The 18049-nt window shown below is 56.2% G+C and carries 12 protein-coding genes; all 12 read left to right on the forward strand.

Going from position 1 to position 18049, the window contains the following annotated elements; all coding sequences use genetic code 11:
- The first annotated feature begins 26 nt into the window (after positions 1-26).
- The 12 genes from ACRTGH_RS07255 to ACRTGH_RS07310 all read left to right on the forward strand — a co-directional run bounded on the left by ACRTGH_RS07255 (position 27) and on the right by ACRTGH_RS07310 (position 18034).
- Entirely contained in the window at positions 27-617 is a 591-nt protein-coding gene (locus ACRTGH_RS07255) for a DUF6470 family protein (RefSeq protein ID WP_368846548.1), read from the forward strand.
- Between the two features lie 11 nt (positions 618-628).
- Positions 629-1081 (forward strand): flagellar assembly protein FliW, encoded by a 453-nt coding sequence (fliW, locus tag ACRTGH_RS07260; protein ID WP_368846547.1) that lies wholly within the window; start codon positions 629-631, stop codon positions 1079-1081.
- A gap of 18 nt (positions 1082-1099) precedes the next feature.
- Entirely contained in the window at positions 1100-1336 is a 237-nt protein-coding gene (gene csrA, locus ACRTGH_RS07265; protein ID WP_368846546.1) for a carbon storage regulator CsrA, read from the forward strand.
- 104 nt (positions 1337-1440) lie between these two features.
- Positions 1441-1974, forward strand: a complete 534-nt coding sequence (locus ACRTGH_RS07270; protein WP_368846545.1) for a flagellar protein FlaG — start codon at positions 1441-1443, stop codon at positions 1972-1974.
- Between the two features lie 12 nt (positions 1975-1986).
- Complete coding sequence (gene fliD / locus ACRTGH_RS07275) at positions 1987-3714, forward strand: flagellar filament capping protein FliD (protein ID WP_368846544.1); 1728 nt, start codon at positions 1987-1989, stop codon at positions 3712-3714.
- A gap of 27 nt (positions 3715-3741) precedes the next feature.
- Entirely contained in the window at positions 3742-4200 is a 459-nt protein-coding gene (fliS, locus tag ACRTGH_RS07280) for a flagellar export chaperone FliS (RefSeq protein ID WP_368846543.1), read from the forward strand.
- Positions 4200-4541 carry a hypothetical protein gene (locus tag ACRTGH_RS07285; RefSeq protein WP_368846542.1) on the forward strand — a complete coding sequence of 114 codons (342 nt, stop codon included), beginning with the start codon at positions 4200-4202 and terminating at the stop codon, positions 4539-4541. Before fliS ends, ACRTGH_RS07285 begins: the two co-directional genes overlap by 1 nt.
- A gap of 366 nt (positions 4542-4907) precedes the next feature.
- The gene (locus ACRTGH_RS07290; RefSeq protein WP_368846541.1) at positions 4908-6227 is read left to right on the forward strand and encodes a flagellin N-terminal helical domain-containing protein; all 1320 of its coding nucleotides are present in this window, start codon (positions 4908-4910) and stop codon (positions 6225-6227) included.
- A 117-nt stretch (positions 6228-6344) separates the two neighbouring features.
- The gene (locus tag ACRTGH_RS07295; protein ID WP_368846540.1) at positions 6345-9179 is read left to right on the forward strand and encodes a glycosyltransferase; all 2835 of its coding nucleotides are present in this window, start codon (positions 6345-6347) and stop codon (positions 9177-9179) included.
- On the forward strand, positions 9176-11560 hold the full coding sequence (locus ACRTGH_RS07300; RefSeq protein ID WP_368846539.1) for a glycosyltransferase: 2385 nt from the start codon (positions 9176-9178) through the stop codon (positions 11558-11560). The genes ACRTGH_RS07295 and ACRTGH_RS07300 overlap by 4 nt, the downstream gene beginning before the upstream one ends.
- Positions 11535-16586, forward strand: coding sequence for an O-linked N-acetylglucosamine transferase, SPINDLY family protein (locus ACRTGH_RS07305; RefSeq protein ID WP_368846538.1), 5052 nt, complete (start codon positions 11535-11537; stop codon positions 16584-16586). Before ACRTGH_RS07300 ends, ACRTGH_RS07305 begins: the two co-directional genes overlap by 26 nt.
- Complete coding sequence (locus ACRTGH_RS07310) at positions 16583-18034, forward strand: O-linked N-acetylglucosamine transferase, SPINDLY family protein (RefSeq protein WP_368846537.1); 1452 nt, start codon at positions 16583-16585, stop codon at positions 18032-18034. The genes ACRTGH_RS07305 and ACRTGH_RS07310 overlap by 4 nt, the downstream gene beginning before the upstream one ends.
- Positions 18035-18049: the final 15 nt, after the last annotated feature.

Consider the following 18049-nt stretch of genomic DNA (forward strand, 5'->3'; position numbering starts at 1 on the left):
TGTCGTAGGAGAAGGAGGCGATGGACATGCTTTCCAATATGGTTTATCTCAATGTGCGGCATACGCTGCCGTTGCTTGGCTGGCAGACCACGCCGTTCCAATTCAAGACAGGCATGACGCCGGCACAGATGACGGGAAACAGGCGTGAGGCCGCGGCTAATCTCGGCGCGACGCAGGTGCGCATCGACATCGACAGCTATGAAAGCCGCAAGGCTTACGGCTTTCGCAAGGATGCAGACCTCTGCATCGACTTCCGCAACGCCGGGCTTGCCGGTGTGAAACGCGGCACGAGCCGGCGCTCTTCGGAAGCCTGGCAGGCCATCGACAATGCGGCGAAGCCGAACGCGAACTTCTTCCAGCGGCAGGCCAAGGGTGAGATCGAGTCCGAGATCAAGAAACAGAAGGAAATCGAGCTGAAACCAATTCCTCGCCCGCGTTTTACGGTTCATCCGGCGGAGCTCAAGGGCAGGCCTGATGTGGGGGTGCACAGCATCGACATCCGCTCCGAGCCGTTTGCGGATATCGCGTATGAACCCGGCAGCATCGATTACAGCATGAAAGTGGAGGGATCCATTCGCATGTGGACCTCCATCGGGCATTATGATATATACGCATAGGGGAGACATACATGAGAAAGATCAAGACGACGCGCTTTGGCGAGATTGAAGAGGACGAGGGAAAGATCATCCGCTTCGCCGCAGGCCTGCCGGCCTTTGAGGAGGAGAAGGAGTTCATCATCGTCCCTTACGACGAGGAGAGTCCGTATGTTTTCCTGCAGTCGGTGATGACGCCGGATCTGGCGTTCTTAATGACGATTCCTTTCATCTTTTTCCCTGACTACGAATTCCGTCTCGAGGACGATGTGCTGGAGAGCCTTGCGCTTGAGAACCAGGAGGATCTTCTGCTCTACACATTGCTGACGCTTCCCGGAAACGACTTCCGCGGGATGACGGCGAACCTTCTCGCTCCGATCGTCATCAACAGCCGCACGAATGAGGGACGCCAGATCGTTCTCGACAAGAGTGCCTACAAGACGAAGCACCGCCTCTTCCCGCGGGAGGAAGAGAAGAAGGAATCTTAAGGCGGGGAGGGAAAGCGCATGTTGGTATTGACGCGAAAGCCGCGCCAGCAGATTATGATCGGCGACGATATCGTCGTCCATGTCGTGGAGGTGCAGGGCGACAACGTCCGCATCGCCATCGAGGCGCCGCATGCGGTCAAGATATATCGCGGTGAAATATACCGCGCCATTCAGGATGAGAATAAGCGGGCAGCAGTGTCCGCGGATGTCGACCTCAGACAGGCATTGCCGCCTCGACGGGAAGACAGCGAATAAGAAAGTCATCTTTCCTGACACGTCGGCAGGACGCCGTCGGTTGCAGGGGCAGGAAGCCGCTGCAAACAAAGGATTGAATATATTTATCTATGGAGGGAGAAACTATGATAAGCAAGATTCAGGACGCGCTCGGCGCTGCTGCCGTCATGCAGATGGCGGATCTTGCCGTCGGAGGAACGGGGGGATCGACGCCTGCTGCACCGGTTACCAGCGGGATAGGCATCCCGGCGGTGGATACGTCCGGTGCGGAAATCCCGGCGGCAAGCCCGACAGGCATTGCGGAGACGCCGGCCGCTGTCGTCGACCCACATCTCAGCACGCAGATCCAGGCACAGCAGACGGCTGAAATCGCCAAGGAGAAGGCCGATCTGGCCGAGGCCCAGAAGGGAGCGGCCAAGAAGGACAAGCCGATCGATGAGAATCAGATGACGTATCTCATGAAGGAAATCAATCGCCTTATGAGCCGCATGAATTGCAATCTCGCTTTCGAGTATCACAAGGAAGTCGACATGATGAGCGTTCGCATGCTGGAGAAGAAGACGGGCAAGCTCATAAAGGAAATGCCGCCCGAGTATATGATCAAGGGCATGGAAAAAACCCGCGAATGGCTCGGCACGTTCCTGGACGAGCCGGCATAAGGAGGAAGAAATATGGGTGTAAACGGAATATACGGCCTTTCGGGCTCGGGGCTCGACATCGAGTCGCTCGTCAAGATGGGCATGATGGGCAAACAGAAGCAGTACGACAAGATGTACAAGCGCGAGATGACGAATGAGTACACGAAGACCGCGCTCAACGAGCTCTACAACCAGATCAATACGTACAACCTTTCCGAGCTCACGAACTACAAGAAACAGTCGGATATGGCGGCGAAGAGCGCCACGACCTCGAACGACAAGGCTGTCACGGTCAGCGCCAACGGCGCGGCGGCTGTCATGAGCCACACGGTCACGGTCGACAGTCTCGCAACGAATGCCTACTTCCTTTCGAATGCGCCGATCACGCGTTCCTATGTGCCGGATCCGGCCATCACGCCGCCGCCCGATCATTCCAAGAGCATCGAGCTTGCCGATATCGCTTTCAAGCGCATCGACGATGCGGGAACCTCCGGCGGAGTCAAGCAGTACCATGTTTATTATACGGACGGCACCGATCAGATCGTCAACGAAGGTGATACGGCGATTTCCTTTGAAATAAAGGACAAGGCTGGCGCCAGTGCGTCTGAGACGTACACTGTCAAGTACACGTTCAAGGATCTCATGGAAAACAAGAAGACGCTGAACGATCTTGCGAGCAATATCCAGAATGCGTCAATTGCCTCGAACGGCTCGCACCAAACGGCGCAGAAAGCCAACTTCAACGCAAGCTACGATGCGGCGACGGGCTCTTTCAGCATCTACAACAAAAGCGGCGGTGCGAACAACGTCATCGATATCAAGACGCTTGACAAGGGTTCGACGCAGCTCATGAACAATCTGCATCTCGCAAAGTTTGACCATATGACGAACTCGCTGACCAATTTGCCGGCCTTCGTGCAGGGAACTTCACAGTCGCAGGGCGGTACGGCAGGACAGGTGACGATTGACGGCAGGCAGTATACGGTCGATGAGAACCGCGTCGTTGTCGGCGGCGTCACCTACAACCTGCTGAACAAGACGCAGCCGGGAGAGAGCGTCACGGTTTCCGTTTCGCAGAATGTTGACGCCGTTGTCGACAAAGTGAAGAAATTTGTAGAGAGCTACAACAAGCTTATTGACAATTTGCAGGAAAAGTACAGCACGCAGCACGACAAGGACTATGATCCGCTGACGAAGGAACAGGAAAAGTCAATGTCGGAGGAACAGATCAAGCGCTGGAATGAAAAGGCCAAGGGAGGGCTCCTCTACCACAATACTTACTTGGGCCGACTGATCAGCAAGATGCGCGAGTCCGTCTACACGCCGGTCGCCTCAGTCGAATCGAAATACAACTCGGCTTCGACGATCGGCATCACGACGCAGGTCGGCAACAACAAGGGGCATCTGAAGCTGGATGAAGACAAGCTCAAGAAGGCTCTGGCTGACGATCCCGACTGCGTCTACCGCATCTTCGGCTCCATGGACGAAAAGGATGATTTCAAGAATTCCGGTGTTTCGATGCGTCTTTCGCAGGTCGCCTTGGACAGCATGAAGGAGATCAGCAAGGAAGGCGGAATCAAGGCCGACTGGGATGATTCCAGTACGCTCGGCAATTTGATCCGCCAGCAGAAGCAGAAGATGAAGGACTTCAAGAACCTGCTTGACGATTTCCAGGATCAGCTCTACAAGAAATATGACGCTATGGAGTCGGCGCTGCAGCAGATGAACAGCATGTACAATTCGCTCTTCGGCGCGAAGTGACGATAAGGGAAAGCAGGGAGAAAACGAATGGTGAATGCGGCTGCGGAAGCATATAAAAGACAGCAGATCATGACGGCGACGCCTGAGGCTCTGACACTCATGCTCTACAACGGGGCGCTGCGCTTTATGTCGGAAGGCAAGGAAGCGCTTGAGAAGAAGGACTACGAGACGGCAAACAATCTGATCATCAAGGCGGAAAAGATCATCACGGAATTTCGCGTGACGCTTGATTTCAACTATGAGATTTCGCACCAGCTCCTGCCGCTGTACAACTATGTTTACGACTGCCTCGTGCGGGGCAATATGGAAAGCGACACGAGCAAGATCGACGAGGCGGCGGATATCATCCGCGAGCTGCGCGACGCCTGGGCGCAGGCCATGAAAAAGGCGCGCGTTGAACGATCGGGTGAGGGAGAAGCTGCGGCGGCGGGAGCACCTTCACCAGCTGCGCCGGCGCCTGTCCCGCCGCAGCAGGGGGCGTCCTGATGCCGGATTTGCAAGCCTCTTTGGCGGAGAACATGCAGGCCTATTTTCTGCTCTCAGAGGAGATGCTTAAATTTCTCAAAGAGGACGATGTCGACCGCTTTCTTGAGCTTGAACGGCAGCGCGCCGTGATTTTCGAACGCATGGAGGAGCAGGAACTCGATGCGTTCAAGGCGACGGGAGAGGGGCAGGCACTGCTCGAGCGGCTCAAACCCATCGAGATGCAGCTGATTTACAGCACGAAGGTCTGGCTGAACAAGGCGCGCGCGCAGAACGACACGGTGCGTTCCTATGAGGTTCGGGGCTTCAATCCAAGCGGGCATTTGCTGAACCGCGAACTTTGATTTTGAATGCCGTCGGAAGCCTGGAAACAGGAATCTGGCGGCGTCTTTGGGTCTGTGCTGCAAAATTTGTGCCGTTCAGGGAAAAAAGTTTCAAAAAATGCTTAAGTAAATTGCATGTCGCGTCGATAAACTAATTGAGCAAACAAAAGAAGCAAAATTGCTCATCCACCAGTCAGCAACCAGGCGGGAGCCGGTGTCCTGTTGCATGAAGCTAGCTAGCGGCGTCATGCAGCGAAAGCGGAAAACGCCTGCTTTGCTTATTTACCCCCAAACGGGTGCGGTTCAGGGCGAAAGCCTTCAACCTAAGAGCCGGACAAGGATGCCCGGCGAAGAAGAAAACAGACACAACCAGGGAGGAAAAGACAAATGGCATTAGTAGTCAAGAACAACATGATGGCAGTCAACACGCTGAACACGTTGAACAAGAACCAGAGCGCTCTCTCGACGAGCCTCAAGCAGGTTTCGTCCGGCATGAAGATCAACGGTGCTGTTGATGACGCTTCGGGCTATGCGATTTCCGAGCGCATGCGCGTCCAGATTCGTTCGCTCGATCAGGACAACAACAACACGCAGAACGGCAACAGCATGATGAAGGTCGCTGAGGGCGCCGTTTCGAGCACGGTTGACATCCTCAAGACCCTCAAGGAGAAGGTCATCAACGCTGCCAACGACACGAACACGGATGACGATCGCGCCACGATCCAGAAGGAGCTCAACCAGAGCATCGACCAGATCAACGACAACGCGAACATCACGTTCAACGGCAAGTACCTCGTCGACGGCACGCACAACCAGAAGGTTACGGCTACGACGACGACGTTCACGAACCAGGCGATGAGCACGGCGACGGCGGGTGCCTCGGGTATTACGGCGTTGCTTGACCGCACGGGCCGCAACCTCAACATCCACTCGCAGGATACGATTACGGTTTCCTATGTCAACCAGGGCAAGACGGAGACGACGTCCTTCAAGGTTTCGACTTGCACGTTCCAGGAGATCATCACCAAGATTTCCGGCATGAGCACGACGGGCGTCAACGGTACGGCCACGGCGATCGGTGCGTCGTCCATCATCGGCACGAATGCTGCCGGCGATACGGTTTACACGGCTTCCGGCGAGAGTGCCATCACGCTTTATGCTTCGGGTACGGGCGTCGGCAAGTCCCTCGGCGGCATCACGTTCAGCATCACGGACACGCAGGGCAACATCAACAAGTCCGCAAATGCTGTTCTCGATGCGTTCACCGAGACGGTTCGTGCGCAGGATAACTCGCAGGACAACTCGATGAACTTCCAGATCGGCACGCGTGCCAACCAGGCGATCCGCGTCGGCATGACGGATATGCGCGCACAGGCTCTCGGTCTCCAGGGTTCCGACGGCGCTACGCTGAACATCGGCACGCGCGACAAGGCTAACGCTGCGATCAACGTTCTCGACAACGCGATCAGCAAGGCGCTTGACCAGCAGACGACGATCGGCGCTGTCCAGAGCCGTCTGAACTACACGAGCCAGAACCTGACGACGGCAAGCGAGAACGTCCAGGCTTCCGAGTCCACGATCCGCGACGTCGACATGGCAAAGGCTATGACGAACTACACGAAGAACAACGTCCTCATGCAGGCTGCTCAGGCTATGCTCGCGCAGGCCAACCAGTCCAGCTCCGGCGTTCTCAGCCTTCTCCAGTAATTCCTTACGGGATTCTGAAAGGCTCTGGAGCCTCCCTTCGGGGAGGCTCTTTTTTGTCTGATTAAGTTCCAGGCTGTTTATCACGATAACAAAGCATAGGTTTATCGGGAGGTTATCATGAAAATATCGGCCTGCTATATTGCGAAAAATGAAGAAAAGAATATAAAAAAGTCTCTGGACAGCATTGGAGACAGCGTGGATGAGATCGTTGTGCTCGATACGGGATCCTCGGACGATACCTGCATGATTGTGCAGAATTATCCGAAAGCACAGCTTTTTCGGTCCGTATGGCGCGATGATTTTGCGGCGGCGCGCAACGAAGCGCTTCGCTATGCAACAGGTGATTGGGTTGTTTTTCTCGATGCGGACGAAAGTTTTTCGGAGGAAACACGGAGAAATCTGCGCCGCATCATTGAGGAAAATGGGCGGGATTATGATGCCCTGGCTATAAAGATTGAGAATCTTGATATCGAGAACGGTACGGCAAAACGCATCGATCACACCTATGTCGTGCGCGCTTTTCGCCGCACGCCTGCGATCCGTTATGAAGGGCGCATCCATGAGCATATCGTACGCGAGGATGCGGAGCTTCGCCTTGGCTTTGTGCCGGAGGACGAACTCCTTGTGCTCCATACGGGTTATACGCCGAGCCGTTTGAAGGAAAAGTCGGAGCGCAACTTAAAGTTTCTTTTGCGGGAATTGGAACAGACGAAGGAGCCGCAAGAACTATATCGCTATCTCGCTGAAGCTTATGAAGGAATGGACGATACGGCGCATGCCCTGCATTACGCACGCCTCGACATCGCAGACGGACCGCGGCCCGTTCTTTTCGCGAGCCGCTGCTACCGCATGCTGCTCTATACGCTGCCTGCAGGAGAGGAGCGCACTGCCGTGTTGGAGAAAGCTGTGCGTGATTTCCCTCGCATCCCGGAATTTCATGCCGAATATGCCGAGCATCTTGCACAGGAGTTGAAATTTGCCGAGGCGATTCCGGCGATGCAGCGCGCCTTTCAGGCCTATGCTGCGCATGAGGAGGACGGCGAGGCAATGGAGTTTGACGACGCGATGCTCGTTGTGGCGAAGCAGCGCTGCGCTCTTTGGCAAGAGATTGTGAAGGGGGAAAAAACGCTGAAGATCTCGGCATGTGCTATCGTACGCGATGAGGCGCGCGACATGCCGCGCTGGCTGGAAAATACGGCGGTTTACAGCGATGAACGCATCGTCGTCGATACGGGTTCGCACGACGGGACGAGGGATCTTGCTCTTGCAGCGGGCGCTATGGTTTATGATTACGCATGGCAGGACGATTTTGCTGCAGCAAAGAATGCGGCGCTTTCCCATGCGACGGGAGAATGGATCGCCTTCCTCGATGCCGATGAGTATTTTGCCCTGCCGCATACGGTGCGCCCTTATCTGGCAGCGCTGTCCGTACAGGAACCGAGCATCGAAGCGGTCATGCTGACGATTGCGAATCTCGACGAGGATGACCATTTCAGGGAGATTCACCGCTTTCCCACCGTACGTCTTTTTCGGCGCAGGAAGGGCATTGCCTTTAGCGGGCGGATCCACGAGGCGGTTTGCAAGAAGGACGGCCGGCTTGAGATCAAACTGGAAAGAAAGCATTTGCTTGTCAACCATCTCGGTTATTCCATGGGGCGCATCATGAAGAAAATGGAGCGCAATTTCACGCTCCTGCAGGAAGATATCAAAGAAAACGGTGAACAGCCCGGTCATTACCGTTATTTGGCAGACTGCTATATCGCTTTCGGCGATTGGAAAAAGGCGCTCTACTATGCTTTGGCGGCGCTTGATTCCCCTGCGACCACGATTGGCAGCGACAGTGATATGTACAGGACAGCCCTGCGCGCGATGCGGGAATGCGGCATGGAGCCAGACGATATGCTTGCCTTGGCGGAAAAGGCAAGAGCGTCTTTTCCGGATCTGCCTGATTTTTACGCGGAAGAGGGCATGATCCTTTCTTCCATGGGCAGGCTGCGTGAAGCCGCTGCCGCCTTTGAGCACGCCTTCACCCTCTTTGCACAGGGGGAAGGGAGAAGCTGGCAGGCCTCGTACTTTGCGGCGAATGAGCCTGTTGCCCTCCGCCGTCTGGGGGAGATCTGCCTTGCACTTGGTGAACTGGAAAAGGCGAGGGAAGCCCTTGCATCTTCCCTGCGCTTGAATCCTTTCAGCGAGGAAGCGCTCGGAGCGTGGCAAAGAATGTGTGGATCGGATTCCGGCGAGTCGCTGCGAGCGTTTTTCCCGACGAGTGCAGAGGGACTGCGTTTTCTGGCACGTTGGGCGATGGCATCGGGAGAAGCGCAGCTGGCGCAGGAAACAGCTGCGGAGTTTGCAGCGCTGTGCGGTGAGCAGCTGCCTGAGAAGGAGTGCCTTGCGGCGTGGCAGAAACAGGATTGGGAGAAAATGGCGGACGAGGCGGCACGGGAAACTGCAGGCGCGATGCGGGATCTGTTCCTTGTGCTGCTTCAAGCGCTGGCGCAGGGATTCCGCCTGCAGGAACACAGGACAGAAATGCGGCCGCTGCTGCCTGAACTGCAGCAGATTTTGCACTGCTATGAGAAAGAGGAGCCGATGGAGGCTGAACTCTGGGAGCAGTATCAGGCATTTCTGCTGCCTCTGGCGCAAAGACTGCCGAGCGATGCGCTGCTGCGCTATGTGCGATTGGGTGTATCCCTGCCGCCGGAAAAAAAGAGAGAAATGTCCGTCCGTCTTATGGCGGCAGAAAAATGGCAGGCGGCATTGCTGCTGCTGGAAGTTGTTCCTGCGGATTCTCCCGTTGCAGACGATTCTTTTTGGCATGATGCGGGCATTTGTTTCTATCAAACGGGCAATTTCCCTGCGGCAAAGGAATGTTTTTCCCGTGCGCGCGGCATGGGCTCAGAAGCGAAGGATATTTCTGCCTATGAAGCATGGATAAAGGAGGTCGGGGCATGAAGCTCTCCGCCTGCGTGATTGTGAAAAACGAAGAGGAAAATATCGGCACTTGGCTCAATTCGATGAAAAAGCTCGCCGATGAGATGATCGTTGTCGATACGGGATCGACCGATCGTACGGTTGAAATGGCAAAAGCGGCGGGAGCGCGTGTATTTCACCATCCATGGCAGAACGACTTTGCCGCTGCGAAGAATTATGCACTGGAAAAAGCCGAGGGAGATTGGATTCTTTTTCTTGACGCCGACGAGTATTTCAGTCCGCAGACAATCGGCAAGGTACGTCCGATGCTGCAGAAGGTGGAAAGGAGCAAGAAGCCCATCGTCGGCGTGATCTGCCGTCTCGTCAACATCGACAAGGATCAGGGAAACCGTTTTACGGGTGCTATTTTTCAGCTGCGTATTTTTAAGAACAGCCCCGATTTGCGTTACGAGGGAAAGATTCATGAGCGCATTGTCGACAAGCGCAAAGACGAACATGAGATGTTTGCAACGCCGGAGCTTGTAATCTTTCATACGGGATATTCGCTCCATCTGATTCGCAGGAAACTCGAGCGCAATCTCGAATTTTTGCGCCAAAAGGAAGCTGAAGAGGGGGAGTCCTTGGATGACGCCCTGCACTATATGGACTGTTACTTCGGCTTGGGGGATTTCACCAAGGCGGAGGAGTACGCACGCAAGGCGATTGCGAGCGAGATTGTCTATTTGGGGCGCGAAGGCGTCGAGTATTGGGGTCTGACCCGCGCACTGCTCGCCGCAAAGCGTCCGAGGGAAGAAATTCTGCCGATTTTGAAAGAGGCGATGGGGAAGTATCCCGATCTGGCGGAATTTCCCATGGAGTATGGCTTGCTTGTATGGGAGGAGCACGATTATCTGCTGGCGGAAAGGATGTTTCGCCGCGGTCTTGAGCTAAAGGAAAAGGCGCCCAAATCGCTCCGCTCCGACAACTCCCTGCAGATGCTTCCGTTTGTCTATATGTATTTGGGAAAGCTGGCGATGATGCGCCGCCGGCCGGAGGAGGCCGCCGATTTCTTTTTGCGGGCCGTCAGGGAATATCCATACGATAAGCGGCTGTTTCTTGCGCTCTATGACATATTGGAAGGGCAGGAAGCGGCGGATATCATCGCGCTCCTCGACACGCTTTACGATAGGGAGCAGGATGCGGCCTTTCTTGTGGAGGCTCTTAGGGAACGCATGCCGACGCCGGTCGCCGCCTATTATGGGCGTTTTTTGCCGCCCGAAAAGCGCGACAAGACATTTCTTTATATGGCGGCGGGGCGCTCGGATGCGGCGGGTGTTGAATTTTCTGCACGGCTTTCCAGTTTTTCCGCTCTGCTTGCCGAGGCAAAAGGTGCGCAGCATATTCTGCCGGAAGAAGACGGCGCCTCGCTCCTATTGGCGGATGCGTACAAGGCGCGTTGGCGCAAAAAGGCACTGCCTCTCGTCAGCATCATGATTCCGACGTATAACCGTCCCGAGTTCTTTGAACTTGCGCTGCAGAGCGCTTTGCGGCAGGATTATGAAAATCTTGAGATCATCGTCTGTGACAACAGTACGGACGATCGGACGAAAAGTCTTGTTGAAAAATATCTGGGAGACAGCCGTCTGTACTACAAGAGAAACAAGGAAGCAAAGACAAAAGAAGAAAACTTTGCTCCGTTTGAGCATCTTGTACAGGGGGAATACTTGCAGTGGCTGATGGATGACGACATTCTGCTCGACGGCAAGATCTCGAAGATGATGCGCGCATTCCGCGAAAATCCCGCAGCAAGTCTTGTGACTTCGAGGCGCGCCCTGATTGATGAAAACGGCTGCTTCCTTGAAAATATACATGTGAGCGGCGTACCTGAAAGCGAGGCGGAGTATTCCGTATTCCGGGCGGAAGATGCAGGAAGGGAAACGCTCGTGAATATCCGCAACTTCCTCGGGGAGCCGTCGGCTGTGATTTTCCGGCGTGCGGATCTCAAGAACCACTACTGGCAGGCCGAGAGCCGCGGCTACCGCACGATTTCCGATATAGCGATGTGGCTGGAGCTCTTGGAGAAGGGCGACTGCATCTTCTTCCAGAAGCCCTTGAGCTGCTATCGCCGCCATGCGGCGCAGGAAGGGCAGCAGGCAGCTGTCGTTCTCTTGAGCCGCTTGGAATGGCTGCGCCTGATCGAAGAGTATTACGAGCGGCGCATCTTCCTCACGTCGGAGGAGGAGTACCGCAGGCCATTGGAATTGCTGTACGGCGAATACCTGGAGCAGCGCGATTATTTTGACCGCGCTGCGGCGGGAGAATATTGGCAGAAGTACGAGGAAGCGATGCGCGGCGTACGCCGTGTTTTGGAAAATCTAAAGAAAAAGGAGCGAGCGCATGGCAAGCGAAAAGGAAAAAGGTAAGCTGCGCGAGAAAATTGATGCGTGCCTTGCGCTACGCGATTTCGACGGTGCGCTTGCCGCTGTGCGGGAGCTGGCAAAAGATGCATCGGCAGAGGCGGAGGCTCTGGGCGCTGCTGCGAGCATCCACATTGAGGCGGGGGACTACGAGGGAGCGGCGCCGCTTGCGGCGGCACTGCTGCAGAAGGAGCCACAGTCCGTCTATGGAGCGTTCCTTCAAGCGCGGCTTTTTTTTGCCGAGGGAAAATACATTTCCGCTCGGCAAACTCTTACCACGCTTCTGGCCAGGGAAAAAGCGCTTGCCCCTGCCTATGCGGAGAAGGTCTATAATCTCCTCGGGCAGACGGCGCGTGCGCTCGGCTTTGCCGAAGAAGCGGCGCATGCCTATGAAAAGGCGGCATCGGCTGCCGAAAGCGCGGAGCTTCGTGCTATGGAATGGAGCAATTATCTCTTTGGCCTGCATTTTTTGTCTGTGTCGCAGGAAGACGTTTATCGTGCGCATCAGGCCTACGAGAACCTTTTTCAGGATGTGCGCCCGTTTCTCCATCGTTCTCTGCAGAAGCGGCGTAAGATCCGCATCGGCTACATCTCGCCCGATCTGCGCCGTCATGTCGTCCTGCGCTTTGCCGAAGCCTTGTTTACGCATTATGATGCAGACCGATTCGAGGTTTACTGCTATCAGAATAGTCCCGAAGATGAGGAGAGCCGCCGCATCATGCAGCTCGTCGATGTCTGGCGCAATATTTCACCGTTCTCGCCGAAGGAAGCGGCGCGCCGCATTTACGAGGACGGCATCGACATCCTTGTCGACCTTGCCGGTCATACGCGCGGCACGGTGCTTCCCATACTCGCTCATCGTCCGGCGCCGGTACAGATTTCCGGCATCGGCTATTTCGATACGACGGGGCTCTCCGCTGTCGATTATGTGCTTGGCGATATATGGCTGGACGGGGAGCCGCAGGGGATGAAGGAAGCCCCTTTCTTTACGGAAAAACTGCTCGTGCTGCCGCATACGCATCTTTGCTATACGCCTGCGCCTGATGCGCCGCCGACAGGAGCTGCACCGTGCCTGGCGCGCGGCTATGTGACCTTTGGCGGTTTCAATGCGTTTGCCAAGGCATCGGATGAGGCGCTCAGGGCATGGGCGCGCATTCTCGCGCTCGTGCCGGAATCGCGCCTGCTCTTGAAATCCGCGGCTTTTTCGAACGAGGAAGGGCGCATCGCCGCTATGGAGCGTCTGCAGGCGGCGGGCATAGAACCTGCGCGCGTCGAACTGCGTCCGGATACGAAGGACTATCTCGCGGAGTATCACGATGTCGATATCGCGCTCGACACCTTTCCCTATCCGGGCGGAGGCACGACCTTTGACGCGCTCTATATGGGCGTGCCTGTCGTGGCGCTCAAGGGCAGTTCCCACGGCAGCCGCTTCGGCTTCAGCATCCTCGCCAATCTTGGCCTTGAGGAATTGGCGGCGCAGGATGCGGCGAGCTATATAGAAAAGGCGGCGGCACTTGCGAAGGACCAAGAACTTCTTTGTACCCTGCATAGAAATCTGTGCGTTATGATGAAAAATTCGCCGTTGATGGATGCCGCCGCCTATACGTCTGCGGTCGAGGACGCCTATGCTTCTGCGCTTGCCGCCTATGACGCTGCGCCGCGAGTGATTTCTCCCGAGGAGGGCGCAAAGCTTTCCATCGCGCTCAAGCGGTTTTTTGCTGCGGGTGATTTGCGCCAGGCAATCGCTGCTGCAGATGCCCTTCTTTTGGGCGGCAAGGCATCGCGCGATCTATGGCGTCTGGCGGCGGGGCTTTATATCGATGCCGGGGAAGGAGAAAACGCCTATCGTGCGGCGGAACTGTATCTCGCGGGTACAGACGATGGTTTTGGGCTTCTTCTGCGGGCGCGCGCCGTCTTTCTGCTCGGATGCTGGCAGGAGGCGCTTGCTGATGTACGGCGTGCGCTTGAGCGCGGCACGCTCGCACGGGGAGAGCAGGTACTCGCATATAATCTCATCGCACGCATCTGCCGCAGCCTAGGCGAGGTGGAGGAAGCGCTGGCAGCGGAAAGGGAAGCCTTCGAGGTTTCTGAAACGCTTGAGGATCAGGCGGCCTCATGGAGCAATTATCTCTTTGCCTTGCATTATGCTGAGCGCGAGCCGCATTTTATGTTGGAAGCGGCGCGACGCTTCGGGAAGCTGTTTGCCGCTGTACCGCGCGCCAAGCACCAACGGAGAAGGCGTAAGAAACTCCGTATCGGTTATATTTCGCCGGATTTCTGCTTCCATATCGTCGCACTCTTCAGCTTCTCCTTTTTTACGCATTTCGACCGCAGCCGTTTCGAGGTCTACGGCTATTCACTCTGCGGCGAGAACGCGATGGCACAGGAACTGGCCTCGTCCGCTTCTGCCTGGCGCTATGTGGACGGCTTGCCTGCCGCAGAAATCGCAGGCATCATCGAGGCGGATGGGATCGATATCCTCTTCGACCTTTCGGGACACAGTGCGAACAACGCTTTGCCTGTGCTTGCCCATCGCCCTGCGCCCGTGCAGATTTCCGGCATCGGTTATTTCGATACGACGGGACTTCCCACGGTCGACTACTTCCTTACGGATGTGCAGATCGATCCGCCGGGTGAGAACGACGCCGGCTTTACGGAGAAACTGCTGCGCCTGCCGGAGAGCCACCTCTGCTATCGTGCGAGCCGCGCGGGGCAGGATTCGCGTATAGCGCCTTTGCCCGCGAAAGAAAAGGGTTTCATCACTTTCGGCTGTTTCAACAACTTCGCGAAGATTACCGATGAAATGCTGCGCCTTTGGGCAAAGATTCTTTCCGCCGTGCCGCATTCGCGCCTCTTCCTCAAGACGGCGGTCTTTGACACGGCGGACGGCAGGGAAGCGGCGTTTCGCCGTTTGGAAGCGGCAGGAATCGACCTCGCACGCCTCCGGACGGAAGGCCATACGGCAGAGTATCTTGAGGCCTACGGTGAAGTCGATATCGCGCTTGATACTTACCCGTATCCCGGCGGCGGCACGACGTGCGATGCGCTCTACATGGGCGTGCCCGTCGTCACTCTTATGGGAACGAGGCACGGCGCGCGTTTCGGTGCGAGCTTATTGGAAAATATCGGCCTTGCCGCTTCCTGCTGCGCGGATACGTCCGCCGCCTATCTGGAAAAGGCCTGCACTCTTGCCGCTGACATAGAGGCGTTGGCGTTCCTGCGCCGCAGCCTGCGCGCACGCATGGAGGCTTCGTCTTTGATGGATGCAGCACGCTATATGACGCATATGGAAGCGGCGTACGAAAAAATCTGGGCGCATTGGCTTGGGGATGATGAAAAGAAGCGGCGGGAGGTGCTGCTGCCCCAATGGGAAAGGGAGGCGGATGAAGCCTTTGCAGCACGCGAATGGCGAAAATTCCTCGGCAAAGCGGCGGCTCTTTTGGCTCTCGACGCTGCTTCGGACCGTCTCCTTCTGGGCATGGGGTTTGCTTCATTGCAGCTGGAGGAGGCGGCGCGAGCCCGCGTCTATCTGGAAATGGCGCTGGAAAAAGCCGGCGACAATGAGCCTGAGATCCTGCAGGTTCTTGCCGAGGCACAGAAAATGCAGGGCGACCACAAGGCGGCTTTGGCCAGCGTGAAAAAGGCGGAGGCACTCTTAGATCCGACGGAGGAAACCGGCGAATTTCGCTGTCGTCTTGCACTTGCGCGCGCCCATGCGGCGCGTCAGCTCGGCTTTGCCGCTGAAGCTGCAGATGCTTATCGTGAGGCTGCTGCCCTGGGGACAAATCTCCGTGCGCGCACCGAAGCCTACAGCTCGTATCTGCTTGCGCTGCACAGCACGCGAATCGGCAGGGAGGAACTTTTTGAGGCGCATCGAGGCTATGGAAAGCTTCTGGGAGATATCCGCCCGTTTGCTCCGCGTGCCGTGGGAAAGCATGGAAAGATTCGCATCGGTTATCTATCGCCCGATTTTCGCCGCCATGTTATGTTTTCCTTTATTTACGGACTTTTTGTGCGCTTTGACCGCAGCGCGTTCGAGGTATTCGCCTACGCGCTCAGCGAGCAGGAAGACGGCTTCACGGCAGCTTTGCGAGAACAGGCGACGGCTTGGCGCAGGATGGCGGGGATCTCTTATGCGGAAATCGCCGCAAAGATAAGAGAGGACGAGATCGATATCCTTGTCGATCTTGCAGGGCACAGCACGGGCGGCGCACTGCCCGTGCTCGCTTATCGCCCGGCTCCTGTGCAGGTTTCAGGGCTTGGCTACGTCAACACGACGGGGCTTTCCTTGGTCGATTATTTTCTTACGGACGACATCGTCGACCCGCCGGGGCAGCAGGAGGCTTTTTTCACGGAAGAACCTGTCTGCCTTACGAGCCAGTTCCTCTATACGGCGCAGAGCGATGTGCCGGAACCGGCGGGCACGCCTTGCAGGGAAAGGGGATATATTGTTTTCGGCGTGTTCAGTCATTGGTACAAGGTTACGGATGAAATGCTCTTCCTCTGGCGGGAAATCATGGAGCGTGTGCCGAAGAGCCGCCTGCTCGTCAAGTGCCAGGAGTTTTTTGCTCCTGTCATGCAGGAAGAGGCGCTGCGCCGCATGAGGAAGACAGGAATGGACATTGCACGCGTCGATCTCGAACCGGCGACAAGCGATTATATGGAGCGCTACCTCGCTGTCGACATCGCACTCGATCCGTATCCGTATCCCGGCGGCGGCATGACGTGCGACGCACTCTTTATGGGCGTACCTGTCATTACGCGGTATGGCAGGCGGCGCGGCTCGCGCTTCGGGCTGTCGCTCCTCAAGAATGCGGGATTTGCCGAGCTTGCCGCAGCCGATGACAAATCGTATGTCGAAAAGGCGGTGTCCCTGGCGCATGACGCAGCGCTTCTGGATGGCCTGCACAAGACGCTTCGCGTGAAATTTGCCGCGTCGCCCGTCATGCAGGGGGCAAATTATCTAGGAGAGTTAGAGCAGTTTTACCGTATGGCAGTGGGATGGAAAAAGGAGGAACCGGGCAAGAGATGAAAGATTTTCCGAAAATCGCGGAAGAACTCGCTGTCTTGCAGAACACGATGAAATGGGAGCCGGGTATTGCACGCATAAAATACTTGCTGCGAAGGCGCGGTGCTGAGCTTGATCGTGGAGAAAAAAGTTTTCTCTGTGGCAGGCTGGGCTACTTCCTGCACTTCGTTGATCGTTTGGAAGACGCTGCCGATGCCTATCGTGAGGCTATCGTGCTCGCTCCTTACTTAGCACAGCAGCGGAAGCTTTACAGCGACTACCTTATGGTTTGCCACTATCTGCCGCATCTCGGTGATGCAGAACTTGCCGAGAGGCATTTTGCCTACAACCAATTTTTCCGTACGGAGGAAGAACTGCAGCATGAACGCGAACGTCATCGTCGTCATGGAAAAATCCGTGTCGGCTACATCTCGACGAATTTCAAGAAGCATGTCATGAGCTGCTTCATGATGCAGCTTCTGGCAATTGCCGATCGCGACCGATTTGAAATCTATTGTTATGACATCGGGGGCGCGTCGGACGCAGCAGCCGAGCAGATGAAATCCTTCGGCAACAACTGGCGCAATATCGCAATCGCTGAGGCGAAGGAGCGTGCTGCGGCAATTGCTGAGGACGAGATTGACATCCTCTTTGACCTCAGCGGGCATACGGACGGGGGGCATGGGTTGGCGACGCTTGGCTACAAGGCGGCGCCCGTGCAGATCACAGGCATTGGGTATATGAGCACGTCAGGGCTCAAGGCAGTCGATTACTGTCTTTCGGATCATTTTCTTGATCCGCTGGGGCAGGGGAGCGCATATTTTTCTGAGAAGCTGCTGCGCCTTTCACATTCACACTTTTGTTATACGCCGTTCGAAGAACTTTTCAAAAGCATGCCCGACTGGCAGCCGCACGGGACGACGGTCTTTGGCTGCTTCAACAACTCCGCAAAGATTTCCGAGGAAATGTTGCGGCTCTGGCGGACGATTCTCGAACGCGTGCCGGGTTCTAAGCTTCTTCTCAAGGCATGGAAGCCCAAGTCGCTGCGCAAGAAGGCGCTCTCTGTCGGATACCGTATGGAACAGATCGAGGTGCGCCCCATGACGCTCGATTATGTGCACGAATACATGGATATGGACATCGCGCTCGATACCTATCCCTACACTGGGGGCGGCACGACGTGCGAGGCGCTCTACATGGGCGTGCCCGTCGTGACGCTCGCCGGCACGCGCCACGGCACGCGCTTCGGGCTGTCGCTTTTGGAAAACGTTGGGCTCGGCGACCTCGCAGCGAAAACGCTGGAGGAATATGTGGAAAAAGCTGTGGCGCTTTCCGAGGACAAGGATCTGCTCACGGCACTGCACAGGAACCTGCGCCCCATGATGCAGAAGTCGCCGTTGATGGACGGCAGGAGCTATGTGCGGGAAGTGGAGGGGATGTACGAAAAGATATGGCAGGAATGGCTGGAATAGTTTAAGGCGCTTCCG

Origin of the sequence: Selenomonas oralis (assembly GCF_051603425.1) — a bacterium.
Classification (GTDB): domain Bacteria; phylum Bacillota; class Negativicutes; order Selenomonadales; family Selenomonadaceae; genus Selenomonas; species Selenomonas sputigena_A.

What these genes read in the sequence shown, in the direction of transcription:
- ACRTGH_RS07255 (WP_368846548.1), top strand. Translation starts at nt 27, where the DNA reads ATGCTTTCCAATATGGTTTATCTCAATGTGCGGCATACGCTGCCGTTG.
- fliW (WP_368846547.1), top strand. Translation starts at nt 629, where the DNA reads ATGAGAAAGATCAAGACGACGCGCTTTGGCGAGATTGAAGAGGACGAG.
- csrA (WP_368846546.1), top strand. Translation starts at nt 1,100, where the DNA reads ATGTTGGTATTGACGCGAAAGCCGCGCCAGCAGATTATGATCGGCGAC.
- ACRTGH_RS07270 (WP_368846545.1), top strand. Translation starts at nt 1,441, where the DNA reads ATGATAAGCAAGATTCAGGACGCGCTCGGCGCTGCTGCCGTCATGCAG.
- fliD (WP_368846544.1), top strand. Translation starts at nt 1,987, where the DNA reads ATGGGTGTAAACGGAATATACGGCCTTTCGGGCTCGGGGCTCGACATC.
- fliS (WP_368846543.1), top strand. Translation starts at nt 3,742, where the DNA reads ATGGTGAATGCGGCTGCGGAAGCATATAAAAGACAGCAGATCATGACG.
- ACRTGH_RS07285 (WP_368846542.1), top strand. Translation starts at nt 4,200, where the DNA reads ATGCCGGATTTGCAAGCCTCTTTGGCGGAGAACATGCAGGCCTATTTT.
- ACRTGH_RS07290 (WP_368846541.1), top strand. Translation starts at nt 4,908, where the DNA reads ATGGCATTAGTAGTCAAGAACAACATGATGGCAGTCAACACGCTGAAC.
- ACRTGH_RS07295 (WP_368846540.1), top strand. Translation starts at nt 6,345, where the DNA reads ATGAAAATATCGGCCTGCTATATTGCGAAAAATGAAGAAAAGAATATA.
- ACRTGH_RS07300 (WP_368846539.1), top strand. Translation starts at nt 9,176, where the DNA reads ATGAAGCTCTCCGCCTGCGTGATTGTGAAAAACGAAGAGGAAAATATC.
- ACRTGH_RS07305 (WP_368846538.1), top strand. Translation starts at nt 11,535, where the DNA reads ATGGCAAGCGAAAAGGAAAAAGGTAAGCTGCGCGAGAAAATTGATGCG.
- ACRTGH_RS07310 (WP_368846537.1), top strand. Translation starts at nt 16,583, where the DNA reads ATGAAAGATTTTCCGAAAATCGCGGAAGAACTCGCTGTCTTGCAGAAC.